A 23,079-nucleotide genomic window follows, 5' to 3' on the forward strand; every position below is an offset into this window, starting at 1 on the left:
CGGGCCGTGATGAACCTGGTCAGTGGCTGGGGACGTATTTGGTCTGGTCACCACGGGTGATGAGATTGAGCTGTCCAAAGAAACGCATGTAGCCCGGATCACCGTAGCGTGCGCGCAGTTCGCGCAGGAGCAGGTAGCTGCCCAGGCGTTCAGCGCAGAATGCCCACGCGCGGGATTGATAGCCTTCGCGGCGGGTGTCGTAGTGCTGGACGCAATACCAGGTCACGGCTTCGATCTGCTCCACGGTGCGCAGCCAGAAATCGGCAGGAAACACGCCCATCTCGATGCCGCCCATGAAGAAGGTCTTCTCGTTGAAGAACAGCTCGGCCTCGCTGCGTGCGAAGACCCCCAGCTCGGTTGCGGCAGCCGCATAGCGCAACAGATCCTCGGCGTGATGCGAGACCGCGTAATGCGACAGATAGCCGGCATCCCGGCCGCTCACCTTGAACCCGCAGGTCTTGCCAACCAGGAATTCCTGCTCGCCCGGCTCCATCATCTGCTCCAGCGACAGCCGTGCGAATTCCTTGTCGGAGACCACGTCCATCATCCAGTTGTCTTCAGCAGGCACGCCGCTGATGCGCTCGCGCGAAATGAACTTGCGGTACAGGCAAACGCCCACGCGCTTGACGTGGGGGTAGTCGCGCAGGATCAGGTTGCGCAAGGCAAAGTTGCCGAGCATGCCGGCCACGATGGGGTGATAAGGGACCCATTGGGGTGCCAGGTCGCGCAGGTTGAGCGCGCCCTCATGCTGGGCCTCGCCGAGGTAGATCGGCAGCACATGATCGGGGAATTTCACCGGCAACGGCACGTGGGTCATGCAGCCAAACACCAGCTCGCCACGCGCGGCCTGGGCCGCCGCGTTATCGGGCTGCGCCAGCGTGCGCGGTGCCAGCGTCAGCGATGGCGATGGAGATGACGCAGCGGCGAGCGGTGCCGACAGCGGCGCAGGCGGCCGGGCCGGCGCGCCACTCAACTGTCCGCTGCGCAAGCTGAAACGCTGCAGATCAGCGGCGTCACCGCTGGCCGCATAGGCGTTGCGCAAGGCTTCCAGTTCTGCCAGGTCGGCAGCAGCCACGGGCAGGGCAGCCGGCATCAGCGCCGGCGGGCAATGCCATACGCGCAGTTGCTGGTCCAGTCCCAGCACCAGGGAGCCCAGGCGTGCCGCCAGCAGCGACCGTCCGGACTCGCCGGATGCTGCCTGGCGCTGCAGTGCCGCGCGCAACTCACCCGGCTCCTGCTCGGCCATCTGGAACAGGCGTTCGGCCAGATCAAACCAGGTTTGCCAGAACGCCGGCTTGGCCGCGATGAAACCGTGCGGCACATTGTTCTGCCACTGCGGCACGAAATGCAGCGGGTCCAGTTGCAAGCCCAGCGCCTGCAGGAAACGCTTGGCCAGCGCGGCGAAACCCTCCAGGTGCTGCTCCGCCTGCAGCAGCAGGTTGAGCTGGCCACAGGCCTCCAGCGGATGCGGCATGAAGGTCCAGGCGGCGGCTTGCGGATTCGCCTCGATCAGACTGCGCACGCCAGCCGCATCCAGACCGGTCTGGCCGAGAAATGCCGACGTGACGAAGGCATAGCAAGCCTCACCATCGATAGCCTGTTCATGAAAAAAGCGGCGCATGGCCAACAGATCGCCCCAAGCGTCAGGCGCAGGGGTGAGCACGTGCTGGAAGCCTGGCGCTACCGGGACGGTCGACGGAGCGAGCTGCAACAGATGAATATGCATGTTGGCCTCCCTCACCACACCTGAAGCTGCGGCACCGCGATGGCGAAGCGGCCGCCCCACGCACGGATCTCGGCCAGCTGCTGCGCGACCTCGTCCTTGATGTTCCAGGGCAGGATCAGCACCACGTCCGGTTTTTCGTCGAGCAGGCGCTGCGGGGAAACGATGGGAATATGACTGCCTGGCATGTACTTGTCCTGCTTGGAAGGTGCAGCATCGGCGACCATGGCCAGCAGATCGGGATGCACGCCGGAATAATTGAGCAGCGTGTTGCCTTTGGCAGCGGCGCCATAGGCCAGCACCTTCTTGCCGGCGCGCTTCTGCTCCAACAGGAAGGACAGCAACTGCAACTTGATCTCTTCGGCACGCGCCTGGAACCCTGCATAGCCCTCGATGCGCTCCAGCCCGGCCTCCCGCTCACGTGCCAGCATGGCCTGCACGGCCGGCGTGGCGGCGATGGCGGCATCGGCATGGCAGGCATAGATGCGCAGGCTGCCACCGTGGGTCGGCAGCTCCTCGACGTCGTAGACGCGCAGCCCCTGCGATTGCATCACGCGCTGTACCGCCACCAGCGAGAGATAGGAGAAATGCTCGTGGTAGACGGTATCGAACTGTGCCTGAGCGATCAGGTTCAACAGGTGGGGACACTCGACCGTCACCGTCCCTTGCGGTGCCAGCAGGGCACGCATGCCGCCAACGAAATCATTGATGTCCGGGACATGCGCCAGCACGTTGTTGGCGGCAATCAGGTCTGCAGCACCGTGGCTCTCGCGCAGCCGCTGGCCAAGTGCCACGCCGAAAAATTCCTCGACGATCGCAATGCCCCTGGCACGCGCGGCGTCAGCCGTGCTGGTGGTGGGCTCCACGCCCAAGCAGGGGATGCCCTTCTGCTGCACGTACTGCAGGAGATACCCATCATTGGCGGCCAGTTCGACCACCAGGGATTGCGCGTTCAGGTTCAGGCGTGCCGCAATCATGTCCACATAGCGCGCGGCATGCGCCAGCCAGGTGCTTGAGGTGGATGAGAAGTAGGCGTAATCGGTGGCAAAGAGCTGGTCGTAGTGCGTGTAATCCTCGGTCTGGACCAGCCAGCACTGGCGGCACACCATCACCTTGAGCGGATAGGTGGTTTCAGGACGACGCAGATCCTCGGCCCTCAGATAAGCGTTGGAGGGCGGTGAGAAACCCAGGTCGAGGAATGTGTCATGCAGTTCGGTCTGGCAGTGGCGGCATTTCATAGCGGTATTCCATCGAAATCGGGAGCCAGCAGCGGATGCTGGAGGTCGCGTGGCGACAGGTTCTGCGGCGGCAGCGGCCAGGCAATGGCCACGCGTGGATCATCATGGCGCACACCGCCTTCGGCATGCGGGACATAGGGAGCAGTATGCAGGTAGAGCAGCGAGCTGCCCGCTTCCAGGACCTGGAAACCGTGCGCACAGCCTTCCGGCACCAGCAGCGCGCGGTCGTCACCGGCCGCCAGCTCGACGCCGCGCCACTGCAGGAAGGTGGGCGAGCCCTTGCGCAAGTCCAGCACCACATCGAAGACGCGGCCTGCCAGGCAGCGAATCAGTTTCTTTTCCGCGTGGGGCGCATGCTGGAAGTGCATGCCGCGTACGCTGCCGGGCTCGGCCGTGAACGAATTGTTGACCTGCACGATGCGGCTGCCCTGCAATACCGGTACCAGTTCCTCGTCGCAGAACCAGCGCGCGAAGCTGCCGCGCGCGTCACCGCGTCGCACACTGGACACCACCGCCGCCCCCGCGATTCCGGTGGGCGTGATCTGCAGGTTCATGCGCACTCCCCGCGCCCGCAGGACGGGCTCAGCTCCAGGTCTTCCATCGTGCCTGGTCCTGGTCCCACATCTGGTTGAGCTGGATCTTGTCGCGCAGGGTGTCCATGCATTTCCAGAATCCGTGGTGCGGCCAGTTCAGCAGCCTTCCATCCCCTGCGATCTGCTCCAGCGGGGCGCGTTCGAAGATGGTGCCCTCGCCTTCCTTGAGGTAATCGAACACGCCCTGGCGACATACCATGAAGCCGCCGTTGATCCAGCCCAGGTCTCCCGGCGGCTTCTCGCGGAAATCGCGGATGAAGCCGGCCTCATCGGTCTGCACCATGCCGAAACGCGCCTCGGGCTGCACCGTGGTCATGGTCACCAGTGCCTGGGGATTGGCCTGGTGATGCGCCACCAGAGCGGTCACGTCGACATCGGAAACGCCATCGCCATAGGTGAGCATGAAATCGCCCTCCTTGAGATAGTCGCGGGCGGCCAGCAAACGGCCACCCGTCTGGGTCGACAGGCCGGTTTCCACCAGCGTCACTTTCCACGGCTCGGATTTGTTGCGATGGACTTCCACCCGGTTGTCGGCCAGATCGATGGTGACATCGCCCTGATGCAGAAAGTAGTTGGCGAAAAATTCCTTGATCAGGTAACCCTTGTAGCCCAGCAGGATCACGAACTCATTGAAGCCGTGCTGCGAATAACCCTTCATGATGTGCCACAGGATGGGCTTGCCACCGATCTCCACCATCGGTTTCGGACGCACATCGGTTTCTTCCCCAAGCCGCGTACCCAGACCGCCGGCGAGAATGACGACTTTCAATTTGTACCCCTAGATGAGTGATGATCCGTCAGCCATGAAAGTATTGCATCCAAAGCAACACTCTCACCAAAGATGCCTATGTTACCGGCTTTGCCAGCGGGAACAACCGTGGGTCTGGGCGGTTTATCGAGGCCAATTTGGCTTTTTGCAGTCCGCCGCAGCAGCCGGCCATGCGAGGATTTGTCGCCCTCTTTGCCGCCAATTCAGACCATTCCCCGCAAAAGTGCGCTGCTATACTGCCCCGATTGCATGAGGTCTGCCCTGCAGGGGGCGCAGCGCCTGGATGCCGCCGCCGGGGCCAGGAAGCCGGGGCGCTGTCCGTTGCGCAGATCATCGAGCCACCCAGAGACAGACCACCGAGTAGCATATGAGACCAGATTTGTTCGCCCGGCTGCACTCCCCCTACTACATCTTTGCGCCCGCCTTCTCCACCCAATCGGAAGAAGCCCTGCTGCTGCATCGCCTCTGCCACGCGCTGAACCTGTGGGGCGAAGAAGCCTATGTCACCGAAGAAGGCAGCACCGCCCTGCGCACGCCGCGACTGACGCAAGAGCTCATCAACGCCCACCTGGCGGCCGGACGCAATCCCATCGTGATCTACGCCGGCAGCGTGGCCGGCAATCCCCTGTCCGCAGTGAACGTGGTGCGTTTCCTGCTCAAGCCTGGACAGGCCGCGCTGGCCGGCGAATTGCCATTGGCCTGGCAGCCCGGACTCGGTGGCGGCGTGCAACTGCTGGAATTGCCGCTGCTACCAGCGGCGGACCAGGCAGCCCGCCGCGACCTGGTGGCGGGGCAGTTGGACGACTTCATCCTGGCCAGCCAGCGGCGCTTCAACGCGCCTCCTGCAGCGCCGGCCTTTGCGCCCGCACCGGCCCCGACGCGCCGCAAGAAACGGCTGGTGGTGTATTCGGTGGAATCGACCTGGAGCCCTTGCCCGCAGATCCGCCTGATCCGTCCCTTCGCCCATCTGCAGGACGAGTGGGAACTGGTCTGGGGTATCCAGAATGGCCAGCTGCAGAGCAATTACCTGGCCGATGCCGACCTGATACTGCTGCATCGCTACACCCCCGGCCTGATGTCGCTGGACGTGCTGCGCACCATCTTCAGTTCCAAGGTTCCCATCATCTACGAGTCCGACGACCTGCTCAACGAGATTCCGGCCGACCATCCTGAAGCCCAGCAAGGCGCGGCCTGGAAGACCGGCATCGAGTTCGCGGTGCGGCATGCGAAGGCCGTCGTGGTCTCCACCGAATTCCTCGCCGCCAAGTACCGCGAGCTCAATGCGGCGGTCCACGTCCTGCCCAACTACATCGATTTCGATCTGTTCTACCGTCCGGTTCCCCAGTCCACCGCCCCCGACGGACGCATCAACATCGGGCTGCTGGGCTCTTCCATCCAGCCCTCCAATTTCGCGCTGGTCGACCAGGCCTTGCGCGCCCTGGTGGAGCGCTACGGTACGCGCCTGCACATCGACTTCGTCGGCTGGGAGTGCCCGCAGGGCTGGGCCGGCCATCCGCTGACGACCTTCCATACCTTCGTGCATCAGTACGTGGACTATGCGGCGCAATTGCGCCAGTGGAACTGGGATATTGCGCTGATCCCGCTGGCCAGCGACGAATACAATCAATGCAAGAGCTACATCAAGTGGCTCGATTACTCGGCGGCCGGTATCGCCTCCGTCTTCAGCGACGTCTCCGTGTACAGCCAGGTCGTCACGCATGAGGTCACCGGACTGTTGATGCCCAATTCAAGCCAGGCATGGCTGGACGCCATCACGCAACTGATCGAATCGCCCGGGAAGCGCCACGCCTTGGCCGCCGCCGGGCAGAAGGAAGTGCGTGAAGGCTTCGACCTGGCCGCCAAGGCCGCCCACTATCACGATGTCTACAGCCGTTGCCTGGCCCCCTGATGACCATGAACAAGCACATCCTGCAGATCCACTACGACGAAGCCAGCCGCCGCATGCTGGATCCCGGCTTCACGCCGCTTGAGATCGTCGGCAATCCCCGGCCTGACTGGCGCGAGTACTGGGGCATCCGCAATTATTTCCTGAACACGGCGCTCAATGAGGACGATTACTACGGTTTCCTCTCTCCGCTGTTCTTCGACAAGACGCGCATGAACGCGCAGCAGGTGCACGCCTTCATGGACAGCCGCCCTGGCGCGGATGTGTACACGTTCTCGCCGTCGATGTCGGATGCCTCGGCCTACCTGAGCGTCTTCGAACAGGGCGCCCGGCGCCATCCCGGCATCGTTCCGGTCGCGCAGGCGCTGATGGCCGACATCGGACTGGAAGTGAACCTGCAATCGCTGATCAACAATTTTCGCTCCACCGCGTACTGCAATTACATCATTGCCAAGCCCGTGTTCTGGGACAAGTGGTTCGCCATCAACGAGCACATGTTCGCCCTGGCGGAGGCCAATGCCACGCCACTGGCGCGCAAGCTCAACGAAGTCACCGACTATGGCAAGAGTACGGTGCAGATGAAGGTTTTCATCATGGAGCGCATCGGTTCGCTGGTGATGGCGCTCATGCCCGAACTGCAGGTGACGAATCTGAACATTGCCGCCATGCGCTTCGGTGACCCGCTGTTCTATCCCTGCCGCGACGAGATGGTGATCCTGGATGCGCTCAAGACTGCCTACCTGCATTCGGCCGACCAGGCTTACCTCGATCGTTTCCACGCCCTGCGCCACGACCTGCTGCGGCGCTGCGATCCCGAGTACCGACAGGATCGCCCGGCCAGCTTCTTCTGATCCTACACCGGACGCCGCGCCGGCGCGGCGGCCATCCGGCCATTCAAGTTTTGCCCTTTCCTTCCGTAGATGAACGCATCGGTGCGGGCTTGCCTACCTGCGCGCGGGCGATCCTTCAATGACGTCCATGCGATAAATAGGGGGCAAGTTTCCTCGCTTATGTGGCCGTCGTCCGCCTGCCCAAGCTGTCAAGATGCAAGCATGGGCAAGACTCTCTGTGATATTTCTCCAGGGAAATTTCCTGCGCTGCAAGCGCACGGTACGGCCTCGGCCGAGGTATCCGCAGCCGCCGGCCTGATCCGCTTTGGCCAGCCATGGCGCGATCACCACTGACAGTTTTTACATTAGGGAATCACGCGTAGATATGAATATTCTGGTCACCGGCGGCTGCGGCTACAAAGGCAGCGTTCTCGTCCCCAAACTGCTGGCGCGCGGCTACAAGGTGCATGTGCTGGACATCATGTGGTTCGGCAATTATCTGGCCCCCCACCCCAACCTGACCGTGACCGAAGGTGACGTGCGCAACATCGACCAGATCAATCTGGACGGTGTCGACACGATCATTCACCTGTCGTCGGTCGCCAACGATCCCTGCGGTGATCTCGATCCCAAGCTGACCTGGGAGGTCAGCGCACTGGCCACCATGCAACTGGCCGACAAGGCCGTGCGCAAGGGTGTCAAACAATTCATTTACGCTTCTTCCGGCAGCGTCTACGGCGTCAAGGAAGAGCTGCAGGTCACCGAAGACCTGGAACTGAAGCCGATCTCCGAATACAACAAGACCAAGATGGTCTCCGAGCCGGTGCTGCTGAGCTACAAGGACCGCATGATCGTCCAGATCGTGCGTCCGGCCACCGTGTGCGGCTACTCGCCGCGCATGCGCCTGGACGTGTCGGTGAACCTGCTGACGATGCAGGCGCTGGCCAAGGGCAAGATCACCGTGTTCGGCGGCACCCAGGTGCGTCCGAACATCCATATCGATGACATCACCGATGTCTACCTGCACCTGATCGATCATCCGGAAATCACCGGCGTCTACAACGCCGGCTTCGAGAACATCTCCATCCTGGACATCGCGCGCATGGTGGCCAAGCACATCCCGGTGGACATCGTGGTGACCGAATCGAACGATCCGCGCTCTTACCGCGTGAATTCGGACAAGCTGCTGGCCACCGGTTTCAAGCCGTCCAAGTCGGTCGAGACCGCCATCACCGAGATCATCGAGAAGTACCGCAGCGGCGTGCTCAAGGATGAGGACCGCTATTACAACCTGAAGTGGATGGAGCAGACCGTACTGTCTCCCAAGGCGGCATGAGCCCGGCACCGGTTTCGCTGACGGCGTTCCAGGATTACGCCACCCGCCTGCAGGCGGTACTGGCAGGTTCGGACTGGAATGGCGTGGGCCGCCTGGCGCAGGCCATGCAGGAATGCTGGCTCAAGGGCCGCCAGGTCTTTCTGTGCGGCAATGGTGGCAGCGCCGGCAATGCCATCCACCTGGCCAATGATTTCCTGTACGGCATCGCCAAGCGCACGGGCGGCGGCATGCGGGTCTCGGCGCTGTCGGCCAATGCCGCCGTGCTGACCTGCCTGGCCAACGACATCGGCTACGACCACATCTACTCCGAGCAGCTGGCCGTGCAGGCGCAACCGGGCGATCTGCTGATCGTGCTGTCGGGCAGCGGCAATTCGGGCAACATCCTGCGTGCGCTGGAACAGGCCAGGAAGATGGACGTGCTTTCCTGCGCCATCCTCGGCTACAGCGGCGGCAAGGCCAAGGACCTGTGCGACATCCCGGTCCACTTTGCGGTGGATGACATGCAGATCGCCGAGGACATGCAGGTGATCGTGGGGCATATGGTCATGCAGTGGCTGTACGAAAACAAACCCGCAGTGGAATGAACATGTCGGCAAAATATCTCATCATCGGCAGCAACTCGTTTTCCGGTGCCAGCTTCGTGGATTACCTGCTGCGCAACGGCAACGACGTCATCGGCGTGAGCCGTTCACAGGAGCCGCATCGCGCGTTCCTGCCTTATCGCTGGTCCGAGCATCAGGCCGCATTCACGTTCTACCCGTATGACCTCAACAAGGACCTGGCCGCGCTGACCGAATTGATTCAGCGCGAGAAGCCCGCCATCGTGGTCAACTTCGCCGCGCAAAGCATGGTCGCCGAAAGCTGGAAGAATCCGGAACACTGGTTCGAGACCAACGTCATGGCGACCATCCGCCTGCACGAAGTGCTGCGCCAGTGCGACTTCCTGGACAAGTACGTGCACATCACCACACCCGAGGTGTATGGCAGTACCGATGGCTTCATCAAGGAAGACACGCCGTTCAACCCGAGCACGCCCTATGCGGTGTCCCGCGCGGCGGCCGACATGAGCCTGAAGACCTACTTCGATGCCTACGGTTTCCCGGTAGTGTTCACCCGGGCCGCCAACGTCTACGGTCCGGGCCAGCAGTTGTATCGCATCATTCCGCGCACCATCCTCTCGGTGCTGACCGGGAAGAAACTGCAGCTGCATGGCGGTGGACTCTCGCGCCGCTCCTTCATCCACATGCGCGATGTATCGAGCGCCACCCACGCCATCGCCACGCGCGGTATCAATGGCCAGACTTACCACATCTCCACCGACGAGATCGTCAGCGTGCGCGAACTGGTCGAGCGCATCTGCGCCAAGCTGGACGTGGATTTTGCGGCCAACGTCGAGATCGTCGGCGAGCGCCTGGGCAAGGATGCCGCCTACATGTTGGATAGCAGCAAGCTGCGCCAGAGCCTGGACTGGAACGTGAAAGTCTCGCTCGACGAAGGACTGGATGAATGCGTCAGCTGGGTCCGGCAGAACCTGGACGCCATGCAGGCCATGGAATGGAACTACGTCCACAAGCCCTGAGCCGCACTGATATGCAGCCTCGGCGAATGCCGCATCGTTTTGCTGCCCGTTTGAAAGAACGGGCATTGCTTTTGGATAGATCGTTATGGCCCAAGACATTACCGCGCTGAAGAAAACAGCCAGCCAGCTGCGTGGCCGCATCATCGAGAATGCGCACCGCACCCAGACACCGCACCTGGGCTCCTGCCTTTCCTGCGTGGACATCCTCACGGCGGCTTATTTCAGTACGCTGCGCATTGATCCTTCCAGGCCGGCCGACCCGCTGCGGGACCGTTTCATCCTCAGCAAGGGGCACGGCGCTGCCGCACTGTTCCAGGTGCTGGCCTTGCGCGGCTTCTACCCGATCGCGATGCTGGACGACTATGGCAAGGACGGCGGCATCTTCGCCGAACACCCCCCGACGCCTGATCACCTGCCCGGTATCGAGGCCGCTACCGGCTCGCTCGGCCATGGTCTGCCGATCGGCCTGGGCATGGCCCTGGCCGGTCGCATCCAGCAACAGCGCTATGACGTCACGGTGCTGCTGGGTGACGGCGAATGCAATGAAGGTTCGGTCTGGGAAGCCGCCATGATGGCCGCGGCCCAGCGTACCGGCAACCTGATGGTGCTGGTCGACTTCAACAAGTGGCAGGCCACCGGCCGCAGCGAGGAAGTGCTGGCTTTGAATCCGCTGGTGGACAAGTGGCGCGCCTTCGGCTGGGATGCGATGGAAATCGATGGGCACGACATGGCGACCCTGGTCGAGATCATGGGACGCCCGCGCGCACCCGAAGGAAAACCCATTGCCGTGGTGGCACACACCGTCAAGGGCAAAGGCGTCTCCTTCATGGAAGACGACAACAACTGGCACTACCGGATTCCCAATGCCGACGAAGTGGCCGCTGCCTATCAGGAACTGGGAGCTCAGGCATGAGAAACGCATTTGCAGATGAGATCACCAAACTGGGTAGCAGTGATCCGCGCGTGGTGCTGCTCTCGGGCGACATCGGCAACAAGCTGTTCGACAAGTTCAAGGCCGCCAACGGCACGCGCTTCCTCAACTGCGGCATCGCCGAAGCCAACATGATGGGCGTGGCCGCCGGCATGGCGCTGTCCGGCTTGCGGCCCGTGATCTACACCATCACGCCGTTCACCACCACGCGCTGCTTCGAGCAGATCCGCGTAGATGCCTGCTATCACAACGTCCCGGTGATCATCGTGGGGACCGGCTCCGGACTGTCCTATGCCGAACTGGGGCCGACCCATCATTCCTGCGAAGACCTGGCGATCATGCGGGTGCTGCCCAACATGACAGTGCTCGCGCCGGCCGACGAAGTCGAGCTGCGCCAGTGCCTGCGTGCTGCGCTCAAGCTTGATGGCCCGGTCTACATCCGCATCGGAAAGAAAGGCGAGCAGATCGTTCCCAAGCAGGACGAGCACTTCGAGATCGGCCGCGCCATCAATGTGCGCAGCGGCAGCGATGTCTGCCTGATCGGTGCCGGTACCTTGCTGCCCACCGTGATGGCGGCAGCCGATTTGCTGCAGGCACGCGGCATCTCGGCGCGCGTGGAGAGCTTCCACACCATCAAGCCACTCGATGAGGCCAGCCTGGAGCAGGCGTTCGCGGGATACGCCGTGGTGGGCGTGGTGGAAGAACACAGCCGCATCGGCGGCCTGGGCGGCGCCATTGCAGAATGGCTGGCGCGGCAGGAGCCCATGAAGGGGCGTCTGCTTGGCTTCGGCGTGGACGACAGCTTCATGCACGAGATCGGCTCGCAGGAGTATGCACGCGCCAAGTACGGACTGACCGCCGACAACATCGCCGCCAAGGTGGAGGCTGCGTTCCGGAAGACGGCAGGCTGAGATGCGCATCGGACTGGATTTCGACAACACCATCGTCACCTACGACTCGCTGTTCCACAAGGTGGCAACCGAGCAGGGACTGGTCCCGGCGAGCTTGCCGGTCTCCAAGCTCGCCGTGCGCGACTACCTGCGCGAGGCAGGCCAGGATGCCGTCTTCACCGAACTGCAGGGCGATGTCTACGGCGCCCGCATGGGCGAGGCCGAAGCCTTTGCGGGCGTGTTCGACTTCATCCGTCAGGCTTCTGCGCGGGGTGCCGAACTGCTGATCATCAGCCACAAGACCCGCTATCCCTTCAAAGGTCCGCAACACGATCTGCATGCGGCGGCCACCGGCTGGATTGACGGCACGCTGCGCGCAGCCACCGGGAACGACGCCGTGCAGGCCGTGTATTTCGAGCCGACCAGGGAGGCCAAGATCGCGCGCATCGCCGACTGCGGCTGCGATTACTTCATCGACGATCTGCCCGAGATCCTGCGCATGCCGGGATTCCCGCCGCAGACGGTGCGCCTGCTGTTCGATCCCGAGGGCAATCATGCTGCCACATCGGAATTCACGCGACTCAGTGGATGGCCGGGGATCCGGGCCTTCTTCGAGGAACGATGGTGAACACCGGGCTGCAAGCCACCATCACGGCCTTGCTGACACAGTCGGGACTGGATGCTGGCGACCTGCGCCTCACTGCGCTCGACGGCGGCGGCAACAACCGCGTCTATGCCGTCGACACAGCGGGTGGCCGCTATCTGGCCAAGGCCTATTTCAGCGATGCTGCCGATACCCGCGACCGCCTGGGAGCGGAGTACCGTTTCCTGCGCTACGCCGGCAAGCTCGGCTTGCGCTGCGTTCCGCGCGCGCTGGCCTGCGACCTCCAACAGCGGGTCGGCCTTTACGAATACGTCCATGGCGAGAAGATCGTCGCAGCACGACTGACATCGGCCCATGTCATGGACGCCGCACAATTTCTGCACGCCCTCAATGCGGCGCGGCACGACGGTCACGATCTGCCGCCGGCCTCCGAAGCCTGTTTCGATCTGACGCAACACCTGACCAGCGTCGACCGGCGCATCGCGCGCCTGCAGGCCCTCGTCCCCGGCGATGCAGTGGACGCACAAGCGCAGGCACTGATCAGCGAGATGGCGGCAGTCTGGCAGCGCCACCGTGCACGGCTGGTTGCCGAGGGTCTGCCAGTGCTGTTGGAGGCGGACCGTTGCATATCGCCTTCCGACTTCGGCTTTCACAACGTCCTGCTGCGACCTGATGGCCAGTTGTGCTTCATCGATTTTGAATACGCCGGGTGGGATGATCCGGCCAAGATGATCGGTGACTTCTTTTGCCAGCCCGCCGTCCCGGTACCCTTTGGCGACTTCGAGGATTTTGCCGGCCAGGCACTGGCCTGGTCCGAGCGGGCCAGCTCCCTGCGTGAGCGCTCCCTGCAACTGCTGCCGGTGATGCAGGCCAAATGGTGCTGCATCATGCTCAACGAATTCCTGCCCGAGGCCGCGCGGCGACGGCAGTTTGCCGATGCCTCGATTTCAGTGGAGCAGCGCAAGCGCACCCAGCTCGACAAGGCGCGACAATTTTTCCAATCCAGACTGGTATAAGACATGGCCTACATCGACTTCCTCAGCTCCGTTCACAAAAGCACCCAGCGCGATTATCTGGCGCGCGTGAACGACCCTGAATTCCCCAAGCCCAAGGCGGCCGAGCTGGCCAAGCAATGGGGATTCGACTACTGGGACGGCGATCGCCGCATCTGCTACGGCGGCTATCGCTACATGCCGGGCCGCTGGGCACCGGTGGCGCAGGCGATGATCGACCACTATGGCCTGAAGGCGGGCGACAAGGTGCTCGACGTGGGATGCGGCAAGGGATTTCTGCTGTACGAGATGTCGCTGCTGGTCCCCGGCCTGGAAATCCATGGCATCGACATTTCTCCGTATGCGCTGGAGCATGCCAAGGAAGAGATCCGCGATCGCCTGCTGTTGGGCAATGCCACCAGCCTGCCCTTCCCTGACCAATATTTCGATTTCGTCTTTTCCATCACCACGCTGCACAACCTGCACAACTACGATCTGGACAAGGCCTTGCGGGAAATGGAGCGGGTCGGCAAGCAGAAGTATGTTTGCGTAGAGTCATATCGCAACGAAACCGAAAAGGCTAACCTGCTGTACTGGCAGGTCACCTGCGAAGCCTTCTGTACCCCCGAAGAATGGGACTGGTGGTTCCGCCAGACCGGCTATACCGGCGACCATTCCCTCATCTATTTCGAGTGAACACCATGAGCATTCCCAAGACCATGCGTGCGGCCATCCTGGCCGAACTGCAACAGCCGCTGATCATCGATGAGGTCGAACTGCCGCCGCAGCTCGACGTCGGACAAGTGCTGGTGAAGATCGGTGTCAGCGGCGTATGCGGCTCGCAGCTCGGTGAAATCGACGGTGCCAAGGGCGAGGACAAGTACCTGCCGCACCTGCTCGGCCACGAGGCCTCGGGCATCGTGGAGGAAGTCGGTCCCGGCGTGCGTTTCGTCAAGCCGGGCGACCGTGTGGTATTGCACTGGCGCAAGAGCCAGGGTATCGAATCGCTTCCGCCCAAGTACACCTGGCGCGGCAAGCCGCTCAACGCCGGCCTGATCGCGACCTTCAACGAATATGCCATCGTGTCGGAGAATCGCGTCACCCGTATCGATCCGTCCAGCGACATGGACGTCGCTGCGCTGTTCGGGTGTGCGGTCACCACGGGCTTCGGTGTGGCAGAGAACAATGCGGACATCCGTTTGGGTGAATCGGTGGTGGTCTTCGGTGCCGGCGGCGTCGGCCTGAACATCATCCAGGCAGCCTCGCTGCGCTCGGCCTATCCCATCATTGCGGTCGATCTGCACGAAGGCCGGCTGGCGCTGGCCAAACAGGTCGGTGCGACGCACCTGATCAATGCCAGCCAGGTCGATGCACGCACAGCGCTGCTGGAGCTGACGGGCAAGCAGGGCATCGACGTCTTCATCGACAACACCGGACAGCCGTCCATCATCGAGATGGGCTATGAGCTGACCAAGGCGCAGGGATGCGTGGTTCTGGTGGGGGTGCCGCGTGCCGGCCGCAACATCAGCATCTACTCGCTGCCGCTGCACTTCGAGAAGACCATCAGTGGCTCGCATGGCGGCGAGGCCGTGCCGCATGTCGACATTCCCCGCTATACCAGGCTGCTTGATGCCGGCCTCATCCAGCTCAAGCCGCTCATCACCGAGCACTTCAAGCTGGACGACATCAACGTCGCCATCCAGCGCATGCGCAGCGGTGCCATGTCGGGCCGCTGCCTGATCCGCATGCACGACTGACCCAGCGCGAGCACGCCATGACTGCACTGAACCTGAAGCACAAGATTTTCGACACGCCCGGCTACTCCAGCGATGTCCGGCTCACGCCTGAGGAGCTGGAGGTGTTTCGCGCGGCCATCACCGAGCAGTGGCTCGACGTGATCGGTAGGGCGCATCCGGAGCTGGTGGCGCAATTCAGGGAAGTGGGCATCGCGCGTTATCACGAGCTGTCCCATCTGCTAAAGCACGAATCACTCTGGCCCAAGCAGCATCGCTGCCTGCCGCTGCACAGTTGCCAGCAGATTCGCGGACTGCCGTTCCTTCAGACCATCCGTGCGGAGATGGGCGAGTTTGCCATCTCCGATGTCTTCTATGGGGATACCCACGAGGCCGGACGCGAAGAGATCTACTGGAGACTGGTACGCCCGAATGCGCCACGCGACATCGGCGGCATGCACGCCGACAAGTGGTTTCACGATGTCATGGGCATGGACGATCGCGCCTTCGCGGCACAGGCGGAGACCGTCAAGATCTGGATTCCGATCTATTCACAGCCAGGGCGCAACGGGCTCATGATCGTGCCCGATTCGCATCGCCGCCAGTATCGCTACCACGGCGAACCCGGTGCCGGAGGCATGAAGCCCATCATCGATGAAGATCCTGCGACACTGGGTGCGCAGCTGATGCTCACGGAGCCCGGCAACATGCTCATCTTCAACGAAGGCATTCTGCATGGGGGGGCGGTCAATCTGGGAGACCAGACCCGCGTGAGCGTGGAGATCACGCTGGTCTTCCCGCAACGGATGACGAAAAACTGACCGCCGTCCGCCAGCGCTGATCAGCGACCGGCGTCGAACATGTCGATGAAAGCGCCGATGGTCCCGTTGACCTTCTCTTCCGAGACATGCCATGCGGCGCCATCATCGGCCGCATAGAAGTTGCTGGCATTGGAGCCGCCCCAGCGGAAGACCTCGAAGGAGGGCCAGTAAAGCACATTGTTCAGGCCGGATTGGTGCACCACCTGATGCGCCACCAGGCGCATGGTGCTCTTGGACAGGCAGTCGGCCACGACGCAGGATTCAAATTCAAACGACGCAATCAGCGGCACCGGCGAGACCGTGATCACCACTTTGGCGTGCGGAGCCAGCTTGCGCACGAAGTTGATCAGGTACAGGACGTTGTCCACGTTCTCCTGCACGGTGGTCGTCCGGTATTCGTACTTCTCGCCCAGCACGCGGGAGTTCAGCGCGGTCGGGCGCGGCAGCACGAAAGCGCCGGTGGTCTTGTCGAAGAAAGCCGGTGCCACCCCGAGCGTAAGGATGAAGACATCCGAGTTGCGAATCTTCTCCAGCGTGCTGTCGGCACTCCAGCCCGGCGGCAGCAGTTCCTGGATACGCTCACTCACCGCCACATCGGTCTTGCCGGTGCTGAGCCAATCGACAAAGGCGCGATTGGCGAAGGTGGTGTTGATGTACTCCGAGATTTCCATGTGGGTGCTGTTGTAGCCGCTCTTGTTCAGGGCGGCGGAAATGTTGCGCGCAAAGCAGGAACCCATGGTGAAGAAGCGCGTGGCACGGCTGATGAATTTCTCTTCGTTGCGCAGATCGAAGGCGATGTGTTTCTTGATCAGCGCAGGCAGGTCGCCGACGAAATCCTCGGTGAGCGGATAGCGTCCGATTTTCTTGCGTTTCGGGCTCGCTGCCTCGGCTTGCTGGGCCAGCGCAGCCTTGCCAAGCTTGATGGTTTCGCGATTGGTATCGGTATCGTAGACGGCCGGGTCCAGCGCGATGGCTTTTTCCAGTGCGGCAATCGAGTCCGCCAGGTTGTTGGCTACATTGTTGATGTGCGAGAGACTTTCGCTGAGATGGTAGTAGTCCGCAGCACTATTGGACATGGCGACCAGCCTGCGATACAGGTCGGCGGCCTTTTCCTGTGGGCCGACATAGCTGCAGCGCTGTGCGGCAAAGCGCACCAGCGCGCAGTTGGCCTCGGTGCCGTTGTCGAACAGAGCGGGAAAATCCTCCAGGATGGACACTGCCGCATCCCGTGCGGCGGCCAGCTGTTTGTGCGACCCGTCATCAATCAGCTGCGCATGGATGAAACGCGCGTTGAGATCACTCTTTTCCTCGGCCAGCCTGGCGAAGCAGGCAATGGCATCGCTGCGGCGGTTTTCCCGAATGAATTGAGCGCCGGCGGCGAGCAGGTCCTCACGCTTGCCGTGCTCGATCAGGTGGGTCACGATGGGGTCAAGGTTGGAGGCTGATGAGTTCATGATGGCTTCGCTGAAGTGGGGTTGCTCACGTACTGCTTGCACGCGGGCCTGAATGCACCGGGCCTGCCTATCGCCGCAGGCCCGCTGTCGTCGTCACGCAGCGAGCATGCAGAACCGGAGGCTCGCCGCACGTGTGGTTCTGGTGCGACTGATTTTACACAGGTTCAGTTGCGCTCTGGACGGCTGTAAATGCAGGAAAAAGGGGGGTTATTCCCGCGTTGAACTGCCGTAACAGGCTGTTCAGCCCCCACGCTGGCGGCGCAGCGCTGCGCCAAATCAAGAGCTAGCCCCCCTTTCCGCCGGTTATTCCCTGCTTTGGCGTGATATTGGCCCATTATCATCTGTCACATCCGGAAAAGGCGGCTCCGCCGCACAGAACGCGCCAGAGAAATCATCCAAGGAACCCCATGCCTACCGTCGTCCTCCCGGCCCGAAAGCACCGCAGTGACCAGGTGCCATTGACCGACCATGCGTTGTTTGAAAACGCCAACTGCCGGGCGACGCACGCTGCGTCCGATTTCCCATGCGCGCACTTCTGCTAGCTGCCGGCCTGGGAACCAGGCTGCGTCCCCTGACCGATCTGCTGCCGAAATGTCTGGTTCCGATCAACGGCCGGCCGCTGCTGGACTACTGGATCGAGAACCTGCTCGGACAGGGCGTGGACGACATCCTGATCAATACCCACTATCAGGCCCGTCTGGTGGAGCGCTACATCGCCGCCAGCTGTTGGCGCGACCGGGTCACGCTGGTCAGCGAGCCTGTCTTGCTGGGCACGGCGGGCACTGCACTGGCCAACCGCGCGTTCTTCGGCAACAAGCCCTTCCTGCTGGCACATGCCGACAATCTGACCCGTTTCGACTGCCGCGATTTCCTCGCTGCGCACCGCGACCGCCCGGCGCACACCGCCTTGACCATGATGCTGTTCGAGACACCCGATCCCCGTTCTTGCGGCATCGTCGAGCTGGATGCCAACGGCGTGGTGCAGGCCTTCCACGAAAAGGTCCCGGAGCCACCTGGCAGGCTGGCCAACGCGGCGGTCTACCTGCTCGAACCGGAGGTACTGGATTTTCTGGACAGCCTGGGTCGTCCCGACATCGACTTCAGCACCGAAGTCATTCCGCACTATCTGGGCAGGATCGCCACCTTCACCAACCATGCCTACCATCGCGATATTGGCACCGTGCAGAGCTGGACCGAGGCCCAGCAGGACTTTCACATGCCACCTGCCCAGCCCGGAAATGCGCACGCCTGGGCAGAGCTGACGCAATCCCTCGCACCGGAACTGCATCAGCTGCTGCACCGGCTGGCCGGGCAGTGAGTTGCCATGACGGTGGCAAAACGCCTATTTGGCGGGCATTTGCACGGCCGTTTCACGGATGGCCGCGCTAGCCACCGGGTTATCCTGTGCAAGATGCATTGTCCACGATTGCCAATGTGGCAATAAAACTCACAATAGGGAAACCTGTGCGGGGGTGCGGCCGGTACGGCTGATTTCGCCGCAAATTTTTTAGTCGTGTTGGAAGGCCATGAACCAGGATCAGCGCAAATACCGATTCCAGAACCCCGAGGTGATCTATTCGGAAATGGAGATCGTGACCGCTTCGCGGGAGGACATCGAGCATCTGCAGGCGCTGTCGTCCCGCAATCCGCGCAAGCGGGTGCGCCTGTGTGCGCACGACAGCCCCGACGATGCCTTGCACGAGATGCTCATCATTCATGAGCGCGGAGCGTACGTGCGTCCGCACAAGCATCCTGGCAAATCGGAATCGATGCACGTGATTGCCGGCCGGGTCGATCTGGTGATGATGGACGACGAAGGGCAAGTGACCCGCGTCATCGAAATGGGCGACTATGCATCCGGCTTGCCCTTCTACGAGCGCATGGACAAGCCGATCTTTCACACCTTGATCATCCGCTCGCCGGTCCTGGTCTTCCATGAAGTGACCAACGGCCCCTTCCTTCCCGCCGCCACGGCGTTTCCCGCCTGGGCAGCCGATGGCAGCGATGCCGCGCTGGCCGACGCCTACATCCGGGAACTGGAACTCCGAATCAAGCCCTTTACGAGAACCCAATGAAGCAAATCATCCATCGCCGCACGACCTGCCGCGCTTGCGGCAGCCATGATCTGGACCTGGTATTCGCACTCAAGCCCACCCCCATCGGCGACGACTATGTCACCGCAGAGCGCCTCGGCGAAGCACAGCCGAGCTATCCTATCGATCTGTTCATGTGCGGTCAGTGCGGTCTGGCGCAGATCACCGACATCATTGACCCGGACGTTCTGTACGGCAACTACATCTACGTCACCCAAAGCTCCCCCGGTCTGCATGCCCACTTCCACGCCTACGCTCGGAACGTCGTACAGCGCTGCCAGCTTGCGCCCGGCTCGCGCGTCATGGACCTGGGCTCCAATGACGGAACTCTGCTGCGTTCGTTCAAGACACTCGGCATGGATGTGCTGGGCGTGGAGTTCGCCGCGCACATCGCCGAGCAGGCAACCGCCAGCGGCATTCCCACCATCGGCAAGTTCTTCGACCGCGGTCTGGCCAAGGACATCCTGGCGCAGCACGGCCCTGCCCGGGTGATCACGGCCAACAATGTGTTCGCCAATATCGATGATCTCGGTTCGTGGGTCGACGGCATCAACACCTTGCTGGCCGACGATGGCGTATTCGTCTTCGAGAGCTATTACCTGGCCGACCTCATCGACAACATGGTGTTCGATTTCATTTATCACGAACACCTTTCTTCGTTCTCGGTGCGCCCGATCCAGGCGCTGTTTGCCCGCGTGGGGCTGGAGCTGACGGCCATCGAGCGGGTCGCCACCAAAGGCGGATCGCTGCGCTATTTCGTCCAGCGCCCCCAAGGTCCGGTCCAGCCGGATGGCTCGGTGCAGCAACTGCTGGAAGAAGAAGATCGCAAGGGGATCTACCGCAAGGACACCTACGATGCCTATGCCGCCAGGATCGATGCCCTGAAACGGCAAACCCTGGACTTCCTGCGCCAGGCCAAGGCCGAGAACAAGACGGTGGCCGGCTTCGGTGCGTCCATCACCTGCACCACGCTCATCTATCACTTCGAACTGGGGCAGTACCTCGATTACCTCGTGGACGACAACCAGGCCAAGCAGGGCCGCTACAGCCCGGGCTGGCACCTGCCGGTGCTGCCGTCGTCGGCGATCTACGAGCGCAAGCCGGATTACGTGCTGGTCCTGGCCTGGCGGTTTGGCGAACCCTTCATCCAGAAACACCAGGCCTACCTTGAGCAAGGTGGCCATTTCATTCAGCCCGTGCCGGGTTTCAAGATCGTCTGAGATGAGTGAACGTCATTTCCTGGTCGTCGGCGGCAGCAAGGGCAGCGGCCTGGCATTGGTGGAGCACCTGCTGGCAGCAGGGCAGCGCGTCTCGGTGCTCGCACGCAGTGCCAGCCCGCTGCCATCGTCCCCGCTGCTCAATTGGCAACAGCTGGATGTGACCGACGGGGGGGCGTTGCGTGTCGCGCTCGATGCGTGTGCCAGGTCTCAGGGAAAGATCGACAGTGCCGTCTTTATGCAGCGCAACCGCGCGGCCGGCGACGCCTTCGACACCGATCTGGCCGTCGCCCTGACCGCCACCCGCAATGCGATCGACCATCTGCTGGCACAAGGCCATTTCAGCCTGGACGAATCCGGCAACAGCATCGTGATGGTCAGTTCCATCGCAGACCACTACGTCGCCCCGGAACAGGATCTTGGCTATCACGTCAGCAAGGCCGGCCTGGTGCAGCTGGCGCGCTATTACGCTCTGCAGCTTGGTCCGCATGGCATCCGGGTCAATGTGGTGTCGCCCTGCGTGGTCATCAAGGAAGCCGCGCGGGAGTATTACCGCCAGAACAGCTGGATCACGGATCGCTTCGAACGCTTCATTCCCCTGCGGCGCGCCGGCTCCTCCCGCGACATCATCAATGCCATCCTGTTTCTCACAGGAGAACAGAGCAGCTATATCACCGGACAAAACATCGTGGTCGACGGCGGCCTGAGCTTGCGCAGCCATGAATCGATCATCAGGGATTTTCCCAGGCAGTGAAGTGACCGCGTGCGGCAGAAAAAAGCGACCGGCACGGACCGGATCAGGCAAGGTATCGGAGGATCAATTGGATAGTTCGTCTACAACTGACATCGCAGAAATCAACAAAGCCAAGAGCCTGGCGGGCGAAGGCGCACGCATCGTCTTCGTCGCCGGCAACTTCAACACGGTACACCCGGGCCACCTGCGCTTGCTCAAGTTCGCCTCGGAATGCGGCGACTTCCTGGTCGTCGGCGTGGCAGGCGACCATGTCCCCGGTGCGCTGCTGCCGGCCCAGTTGCGCTTCGACGGCATTACTGCCATCAGTTTCGTGGACCATGCCTTCGTGATGACTTCTGCACCGGAGGACATCATCCGCGCGCTCAAGCCCAGCATCGTGGTCAAGGGCGACGAGCATGAGTCCAAGTTCAATCCCGAGCAGGCGGCCGTGGATGAATATGGCGGCAAGCTCATGTTCAGCTCGGGGGAGATGCGCTTCTCATCGATCGACCTGCTCAAGCGCGACATCCTCGAACCCAACCTGTCGTCCATCGTGCTGCCCAACGATTACCCGGAGCGTCACGCCTTCACGATGCACGACCTGCGCAGCACGGTGGAGAAATTCAAGGGATTGCGGGTCGCTGTACTGGGCGACCTGATCGTCGACGAATATGTCAGCTGCGAAGCCCTGGGCATGTCGCAGGAAGATCCGACCCTGGTGGTCACCCCCATCATGCAGGAGCGCTTCATCGGCGGGGCGGGCATCGTGGCGTCGCATGCCTGCAAGCTCGGCGCGCAGGTCAATTACTTCTCGGTCGCAGGCAAGGATGCCGCTGCCGACTTCGCCCGTGAGAAGCTGAGCGAATACCATGTCACGGCCACGCTCTTCGAAGACGACAGCCGCCCGACCACGCTCAAGCAGCGCTTCCGCGCCGCTGGCAAGACCTTGCTGCGCGTGAGCCATCTGCGCCAGCACGACATCGAACCCCGGCTGGCCCAGCGCTACGCCGAGGCCGTCATCGCCACGCTGGACAACTGCGATCTGGTGATCTTCTCCGACTTCAACTACGGCTGCCTGCCGCAGGCCGTGGTCGATCAACTGGTGGAAGCCTGCGTCGAGCGCGGCATCCCCTTCGTCGCTGACAGCCAGTCCTCCTCGCAGATGGGCGATGTATCGCGCTTCCGCGGGGCCATGCTGCTCACGCCGACCGAACGCGAAGCACGCCTGGCCGTGCGGGACTACAGCTCGGGTCTGGTGGTGCTGGCCGAAAAGCTGCGCCAGCGCTCGCAGTCGGAGAACATCATCCTGACCCTGGGGGCCGAAGGCATCCTGGCTCATGCGCAGTCCGAGGGTGAGCTGGATTGGCTTACCGACCGCCTGCCTGCCTTCAACAGTTCGCCCAAGGATACGGCAGGTGCCGGCGACAGCTTCCTCACCTGCACCTCCATGGCCATGACGGTCGGGGTAGACATCTGGCAAAGCATGTATCTGGGATCGATTGCGGCCGCCTGCCAGGTCAGCCGCGTGGGCAACATCCCCTTGTCCGCCAGTGATCTGATGCAGGAGCTGGCCGACCAGCATTAACGCGCGCCTGACTGCAGGAGCCGGCATGCGTGCCGGCCTGCGCCGGTGCACA

Annotated in this window: 22 protein-coding genes; 17 read left to right on the forward strand and 5 right to left on the reverse strand. The window is 62.3% G+C overall.

Features of this window, described 5'->3' with window-relative positions:
• Positions 1 to 19 precede the first annotated feature (19 nt).
• The 4 genes from J2X56_RS22880 to rfbF are packed head-to-tail and all read right to left on the reverse strand — an operon-like array spanning position 20 to position 4,323.
• On the reverse strand, positions 20 to 1,726 hold the full coding sequence (locus tag J2X56_RS22880) for a hypothetical protein (protein ID WP_310162936.1): 1,707 nt from the start codon (positions 1,724 to 1,726) through the stop codon (positions 20 to 22).
• 11 nt (positions 1,727 to 1,737) lie between these two features.
• Complete coding sequence (locus tag J2X56_RS22885) at positions 1,738 to 2,961, reverse strand: class I SAM-dependent methyltransferase (protein WP_134137055.1); 1,224 nt, start codon at positions 2,959 to 2,961, stop codon at positions 1,738 to 1,740.
• Positions 2,958 to 3,515: a dTDP-4-dehydrorhamnose 3,5-epimerase family protein gene (locus J2X56_RS22890; protein WP_209570054.1), complete on the reverse strand. Its 558-nt coding sequence runs from the start codon at positions 3,513 to 3,515 to the stop codon at positions 2,958 to 2,960. The genes J2X56_RS22885 and J2X56_RS22890 overlap by 4 nt, the downstream gene beginning before the upstream one ends.
• A gap of 28 nt (positions 3,516 to 3,543) precedes the next feature.
• A complete protein-coding gene (rfbF, locus tag J2X56_RS22895; RefSeq protein WP_121040765.1) occupies positions 3,544 to 4,323 on the reverse strand; it encodes a glucose-1-phosphate cytidylyltransferase in 780 nt (259 codons plus the stop codon).
• Between the two features lie 367 nt (positions 4,324 to 4,690).
• Here rfbF and J2X56_RS22900 point away from each other — a divergent pair, with 367 nt between their 5' ends.
• The 12 genes from J2X56_RS22900 (at position 4,691) to J2X56_RS22955 (ending at position 15,945) form a co-directional block, all read left to right on the forward strand.
• A complete protein-coding gene (locus J2X56_RS22900; protein WP_227022779.1) occupies positions 4,691 to 6,232 on the forward strand; it encodes a glycosyltransferase family 4 protein in 1,542 nt (513 codons plus the stop codon).
• Between the two features lie 5 nt (positions 6,233 to 6,237).
• On the forward strand, positions 6,238 to 7,080 hold the full coding sequence (locus J2X56_RS22905) for a hypothetical protein (RefSeq protein WP_121041350.1): 843 nt from the start codon (positions 6,238 to 6,240) through the stop codon (positions 7,078 to 7,080).
• Positions 7,081 to 7,444: 364 nt separating this feature from the next.
• Positions 7,445 to 8,395 carry an NAD(P)-dependent oxidoreductase gene (locus tag J2X56_RS22910; RefSeq protein WP_034331005.1) on the forward strand — a complete coding sequence of 317 codons (951 nt, stop codon included), beginning with the start codon at positions 7,445 to 7,447 and terminating at the stop codon, positions 8,393 to 8,395.
• Complete coding sequence (locus J2X56_RS22915; RefSeq protein WP_034331006.1) at positions 8,392 to 8,979, forward strand: SIS domain-containing protein; 588 nt, start codon at positions 8,392 to 8,394, stop codon at positions 8,977 to 8,979. The genes J2X56_RS22910 and J2X56_RS22915 overlap by 4 nt, the downstream gene beginning before the upstream one ends.
• A gap of 2 nt (positions 8,980 to 8,981) precedes the next feature.
• Complete coding sequence (locus tag J2X56_RS22920) at positions 8,982 to 9,974, forward strand: GDP-mannose 4,6-dehydratase (RefSeq protein ID WP_121040769.1); 993 nt, start codon at positions 8,982 to 8,984, stop codon at positions 9,972 to 9,974.
• 85 nt (positions 9,975 to 10,059) lie between these two features.
• Positions 10,060 to 10,887, forward strand: coding sequence for a transketolase (locus J2X56_RS22925; protein WP_310162954.1), 828 nt, complete (start codon positions 10,060 to 10,062; stop codon positions 10,885 to 10,887).
• Positions 10,884 to 11,816 carry a transketolase family protein gene (locus J2X56_RS22930; protein ID WP_134223631.1) on the forward strand — a complete coding sequence of 311 codons (933 nt, stop codon included), beginning with the start codon at positions 10,884 to 10,886 and terminating at the stop codon, positions 11,814 to 11,816. Before J2X56_RS22925 ends, J2X56_RS22930 begins: the two co-directional genes overlap by 4 nt.
• A gap of 1 nt (position 11,817) precedes the next feature.
• Entirely contained in the window at positions 11,818 to 12,423 is a 606-nt protein-coding gene (locus J2X56_RS22935) for a haloacid dehalogenase-like hydrolase (protein WP_209570048.1), read from the forward strand.
• On the forward strand, positions 12,384 to 13,415 hold the full coding sequence (locus J2X56_RS22940; protein WP_310162959.1) for an aminoglycoside phosphotransferase family protein: 1,032 nt from the start codon (positions 12,384 to 12,386) through the stop codon (positions 13,413 to 13,415). Before J2X56_RS22935 ends, J2X56_RS22940 begins: the two co-directional genes overlap by 40 nt.
• 3 nt (positions 13,416 to 13,418) lie before the next feature.
• On the forward strand, positions 13,419 to 14,087 hold the full coding sequence (locus J2X56_RS22945) for a class I SAM-dependent methyltransferase (protein WP_121040779.1): 669 nt from the start codon (positions 13,419 to 13,421) through the stop codon (positions 14,085 to 14,087).
• 5 nt (positions 14,088 to 14,092) lie between these two features.
• A complete protein-coding gene (locus J2X56_RS22950) occupies positions 14,093 to 15,148 on the forward strand; it encodes a zinc-binding dehydrogenase (protein ID WP_310162962.1) in 1,056 nt (351 codons plus the stop codon).
• A 17-nt stretch (positions 15,149 to 15,165) separates the two neighbouring features.
• Positions 15,166 to 15,945 carry a phytanoyl-CoA dioxygenase family protein gene (locus tag J2X56_RS22955; protein ID WP_209570046.1) on the forward strand — a complete coding sequence of 260 codons (780 nt, stop codon included), beginning with the start codon at positions 15,166 to 15,168 and terminating at the stop codon, positions 15,943 to 15,945.
• Between the two features lie 20 nt (positions 15,946 to 15,965).
• Here J2X56_RS22955 and J2X56_RS22960 read toward each other — a convergent pair whose 3' ends face one another.
• A complete protein-coding gene (locus tag J2X56_RS22960; RefSeq protein ID WP_134137109.1) occupies positions 15,966 to 17,399 on the reverse strand; it encodes a GSCFA domain-containing protein in 1,434 nt (477 codons plus the stop codon).
• 523 nt (positions 17,400 to 17,922) lie between these two features.
• On the opposite strand from J2X56_RS22960, the gene J2X56_RS22965 reads away from it, so the two are divergent.
• The 5 genes from J2X56_RS22965 (at position 17,923) to J2X56_RS22985 (ending at position 23,027) form a co-directional block, all read left to right on the forward strand.
• Positions 17,923 to 18,717: a nucleotidyltransferase family protein gene (locus J2X56_RS22965; protein ID WP_310162966.1), complete on the forward strand. Its 795-nt coding sequence runs from the start codon at positions 17,923 to 17,925 to the stop codon at positions 18,715 to 18,717.
• Positions 18,718 to 18,925: 208 nt separating this feature from the next.
• The gene (locus J2X56_RS22970) at positions 18,926 to 19,474 is read left to right on the forward strand and encodes a WbuC family cupin fold metalloprotein (protein WP_034331021.1); all 549 of its coding nucleotides are present in this window, start codon (positions 18,926 to 18,928) and stop codon (positions 19,472 to 19,474) included.
• Complete coding sequence (locus J2X56_RS22975) at positions 19,471 to 20,712, forward strand: class I SAM-dependent methyltransferase (RefSeq protein ID WP_134137065.1); 1,242 nt, start codon at positions 19,471 to 19,473, stop codon at positions 20,710 to 20,712. The genes J2X56_RS22970 and J2X56_RS22975 overlap by 4 nt, the downstream gene beginning before the upstream one ends.
• Position 20,713: 1 nt before the next feature.
• Positions 20,714 to 21,463, forward strand: coding sequence for an SDR family NAD(P)-dependent oxidoreductase (locus tag J2X56_RS22980; RefSeq protein WP_204726937.1), 750 nt, complete (start codon positions 20,714 to 20,716; stop codon positions 21,461 to 21,463).
• A gap of 67 nt (positions 21,464 to 21,530) precedes the next feature.
• A complete protein-coding gene (locus tag J2X56_RS22985; RefSeq protein ID WP_209570044.1) occupies positions 21,531 to 23,027 on the forward strand; it encodes a PfkB family carbohydrate kinase in 1,497 nt (498 codons plus the stop codon).
• Positions 23,028 to 23,079 lie beyond the last annotated feature (52 nt).

The organism is Herbaspirillum sp. 1173, assembly GCF_031455335.1.
GTDB classification, from domain to species: domain Bacteria; phylum Pseudomonadota; class Gammaproteobacteria; order Burkholderiales; family Burkholderiaceae_D; genus Herbaspirillum; species Herbaspirillum huttiense.

Bases quoted from the DNA above. Each gene is read 5' to 3' on its own strand.
- J2X56_RS22900 (WP_227022779.1), top strand. From the start codon at position 4,691: ATGAGACCAGATTTGTTCGCCCGGCTGCACTCCCCCTACTACATCTTT.
- J2X56_RS22980 (WP_204726937.1), top strand. From the start codon at position 20,714: ATGAGTGAACGTCATTTCCTGGTCGTCGGCGGCAGCAAGGGCAGCGGC.
- J2X56_RS22970 (WP_034331021.1), top strand. From the start codon at position 18,926: ATGAACCAGGATCAGCGCAAATACCGATTCCAGAACCCCGAGGTGATC.
- J2X56_RS22965 (WP_310162966.1), top strand. From the start codon at position 17,923: ATGCGCGCACTTCTGCTAGCTGCCGGCCTGGGAACCAGGCTGCGTCCC.
- J2X56_RS22925 (WP_310162954.1), top strand. From the start codon at position 10,060: ATGGCCCAAGACATTACCGCGCTGAAGAAAACAGCCAGCCAGCTGCGT.
- J2X56_RS22920 (WP_121040769.1), top strand. From the start codon at position 8,982: ATGTCGGCAAAATATCTCATCATCGGCAGCAACTCGTTTTCCGGTGCC.
- J2X56_RS22945 (WP_121040779.1), top strand. From the start codon at position 13,419: ATGGCCTACATCGACTTCCTCAGCTCCGTTCACAAAAGCACCCAGCGC.
- J2X56_RS22935 (WP_209570048.1), top strand. From the start codon at position 11,818: ATGCGCATCGGACTGGATTTCGACAACACCATCGTCACCTACGACTCG.
- J2X56_RS22975 (WP_134137065.1), top strand. From the start codon at position 19,471: ATGAAGCAAATCATCCATCGCCGCACGACCTGCCGCGCTTGCGGCAGC.
- J2X56_RS22905 (WP_121041350.1), top strand. From the start codon at position 6,238: ATGAACAAGCACATCCTGCAGATCCACTACGACGAAGCCAGCCGCCGC.
- J2X56_RS22955 (WP_209570046.1), top strand. From the start codon at position 15,166: ATGACTGCACTGAACCTGAAGCACAAGATTTTCGACACGCCCGGCTAC.
- J2X56_RS22910 (WP_034331005.1), top strand. From the start codon at position 7,445: ATGAATATTCTGGTCACCGGCGGCTGCGGCTACAAAGGCAGCGTTCTC.
- J2X56_RS22890 (WP_209570054.1), bottom strand. From the start codon at position 3,515: ATGAACCTGCAGATCACGCCCACCGGAATCGCGGGGGCGGCGGTGGTG.
- J2X56_RS22915 (WP_034331006.1), top strand. From the start codon at position 8,392: ATGAGCCCGGCACCGGTTTCGCTGACGGCGTTCCAGGATTACGCCACC.
- J2X56_RS22940 (WP_310162959.1), top strand. From the start codon at position 12,384: ATGGCCGGGGATCCGGGCCTTCTTCGAGGAACGATGGTGAACACCGGG.
- J2X56_RS22950 (WP_310162962.1), top strand. From the start codon at position 14,093: ATGAGCATTCCCAAGACCATGCGTGCGGCCATCCTGGCCGAACTGCAA.
- J2X56_RS22885 (WP_134137055.1), bottom strand. From the start codon at position 2,961: ATGAAATGCCGCCACTGCCAGACCGAACTGCATGACACATTCCTCGAC.
- J2X56_RS22960 (WP_134137109.1), bottom strand. From the start codon at position 17,399: ATGAACTCATCAGCCTCCAACCTTGACCCCATCGTGACCCACCTGATC.
- J2X56_RS22930 (WP_134223631.1), top strand. From the start codon at position 10,884: ATGAGAAACGCATTTGCAGATGAGATCACCAAACTGGGTAGCAGTGAT.
- J2X56_RS22880 (WP_310162936.1), bottom strand. From the start codon at position 1,726: ATGCATATTCATCTGTTGCAGCTCGCTCCGTCGACCGTCCCGGTAGCG.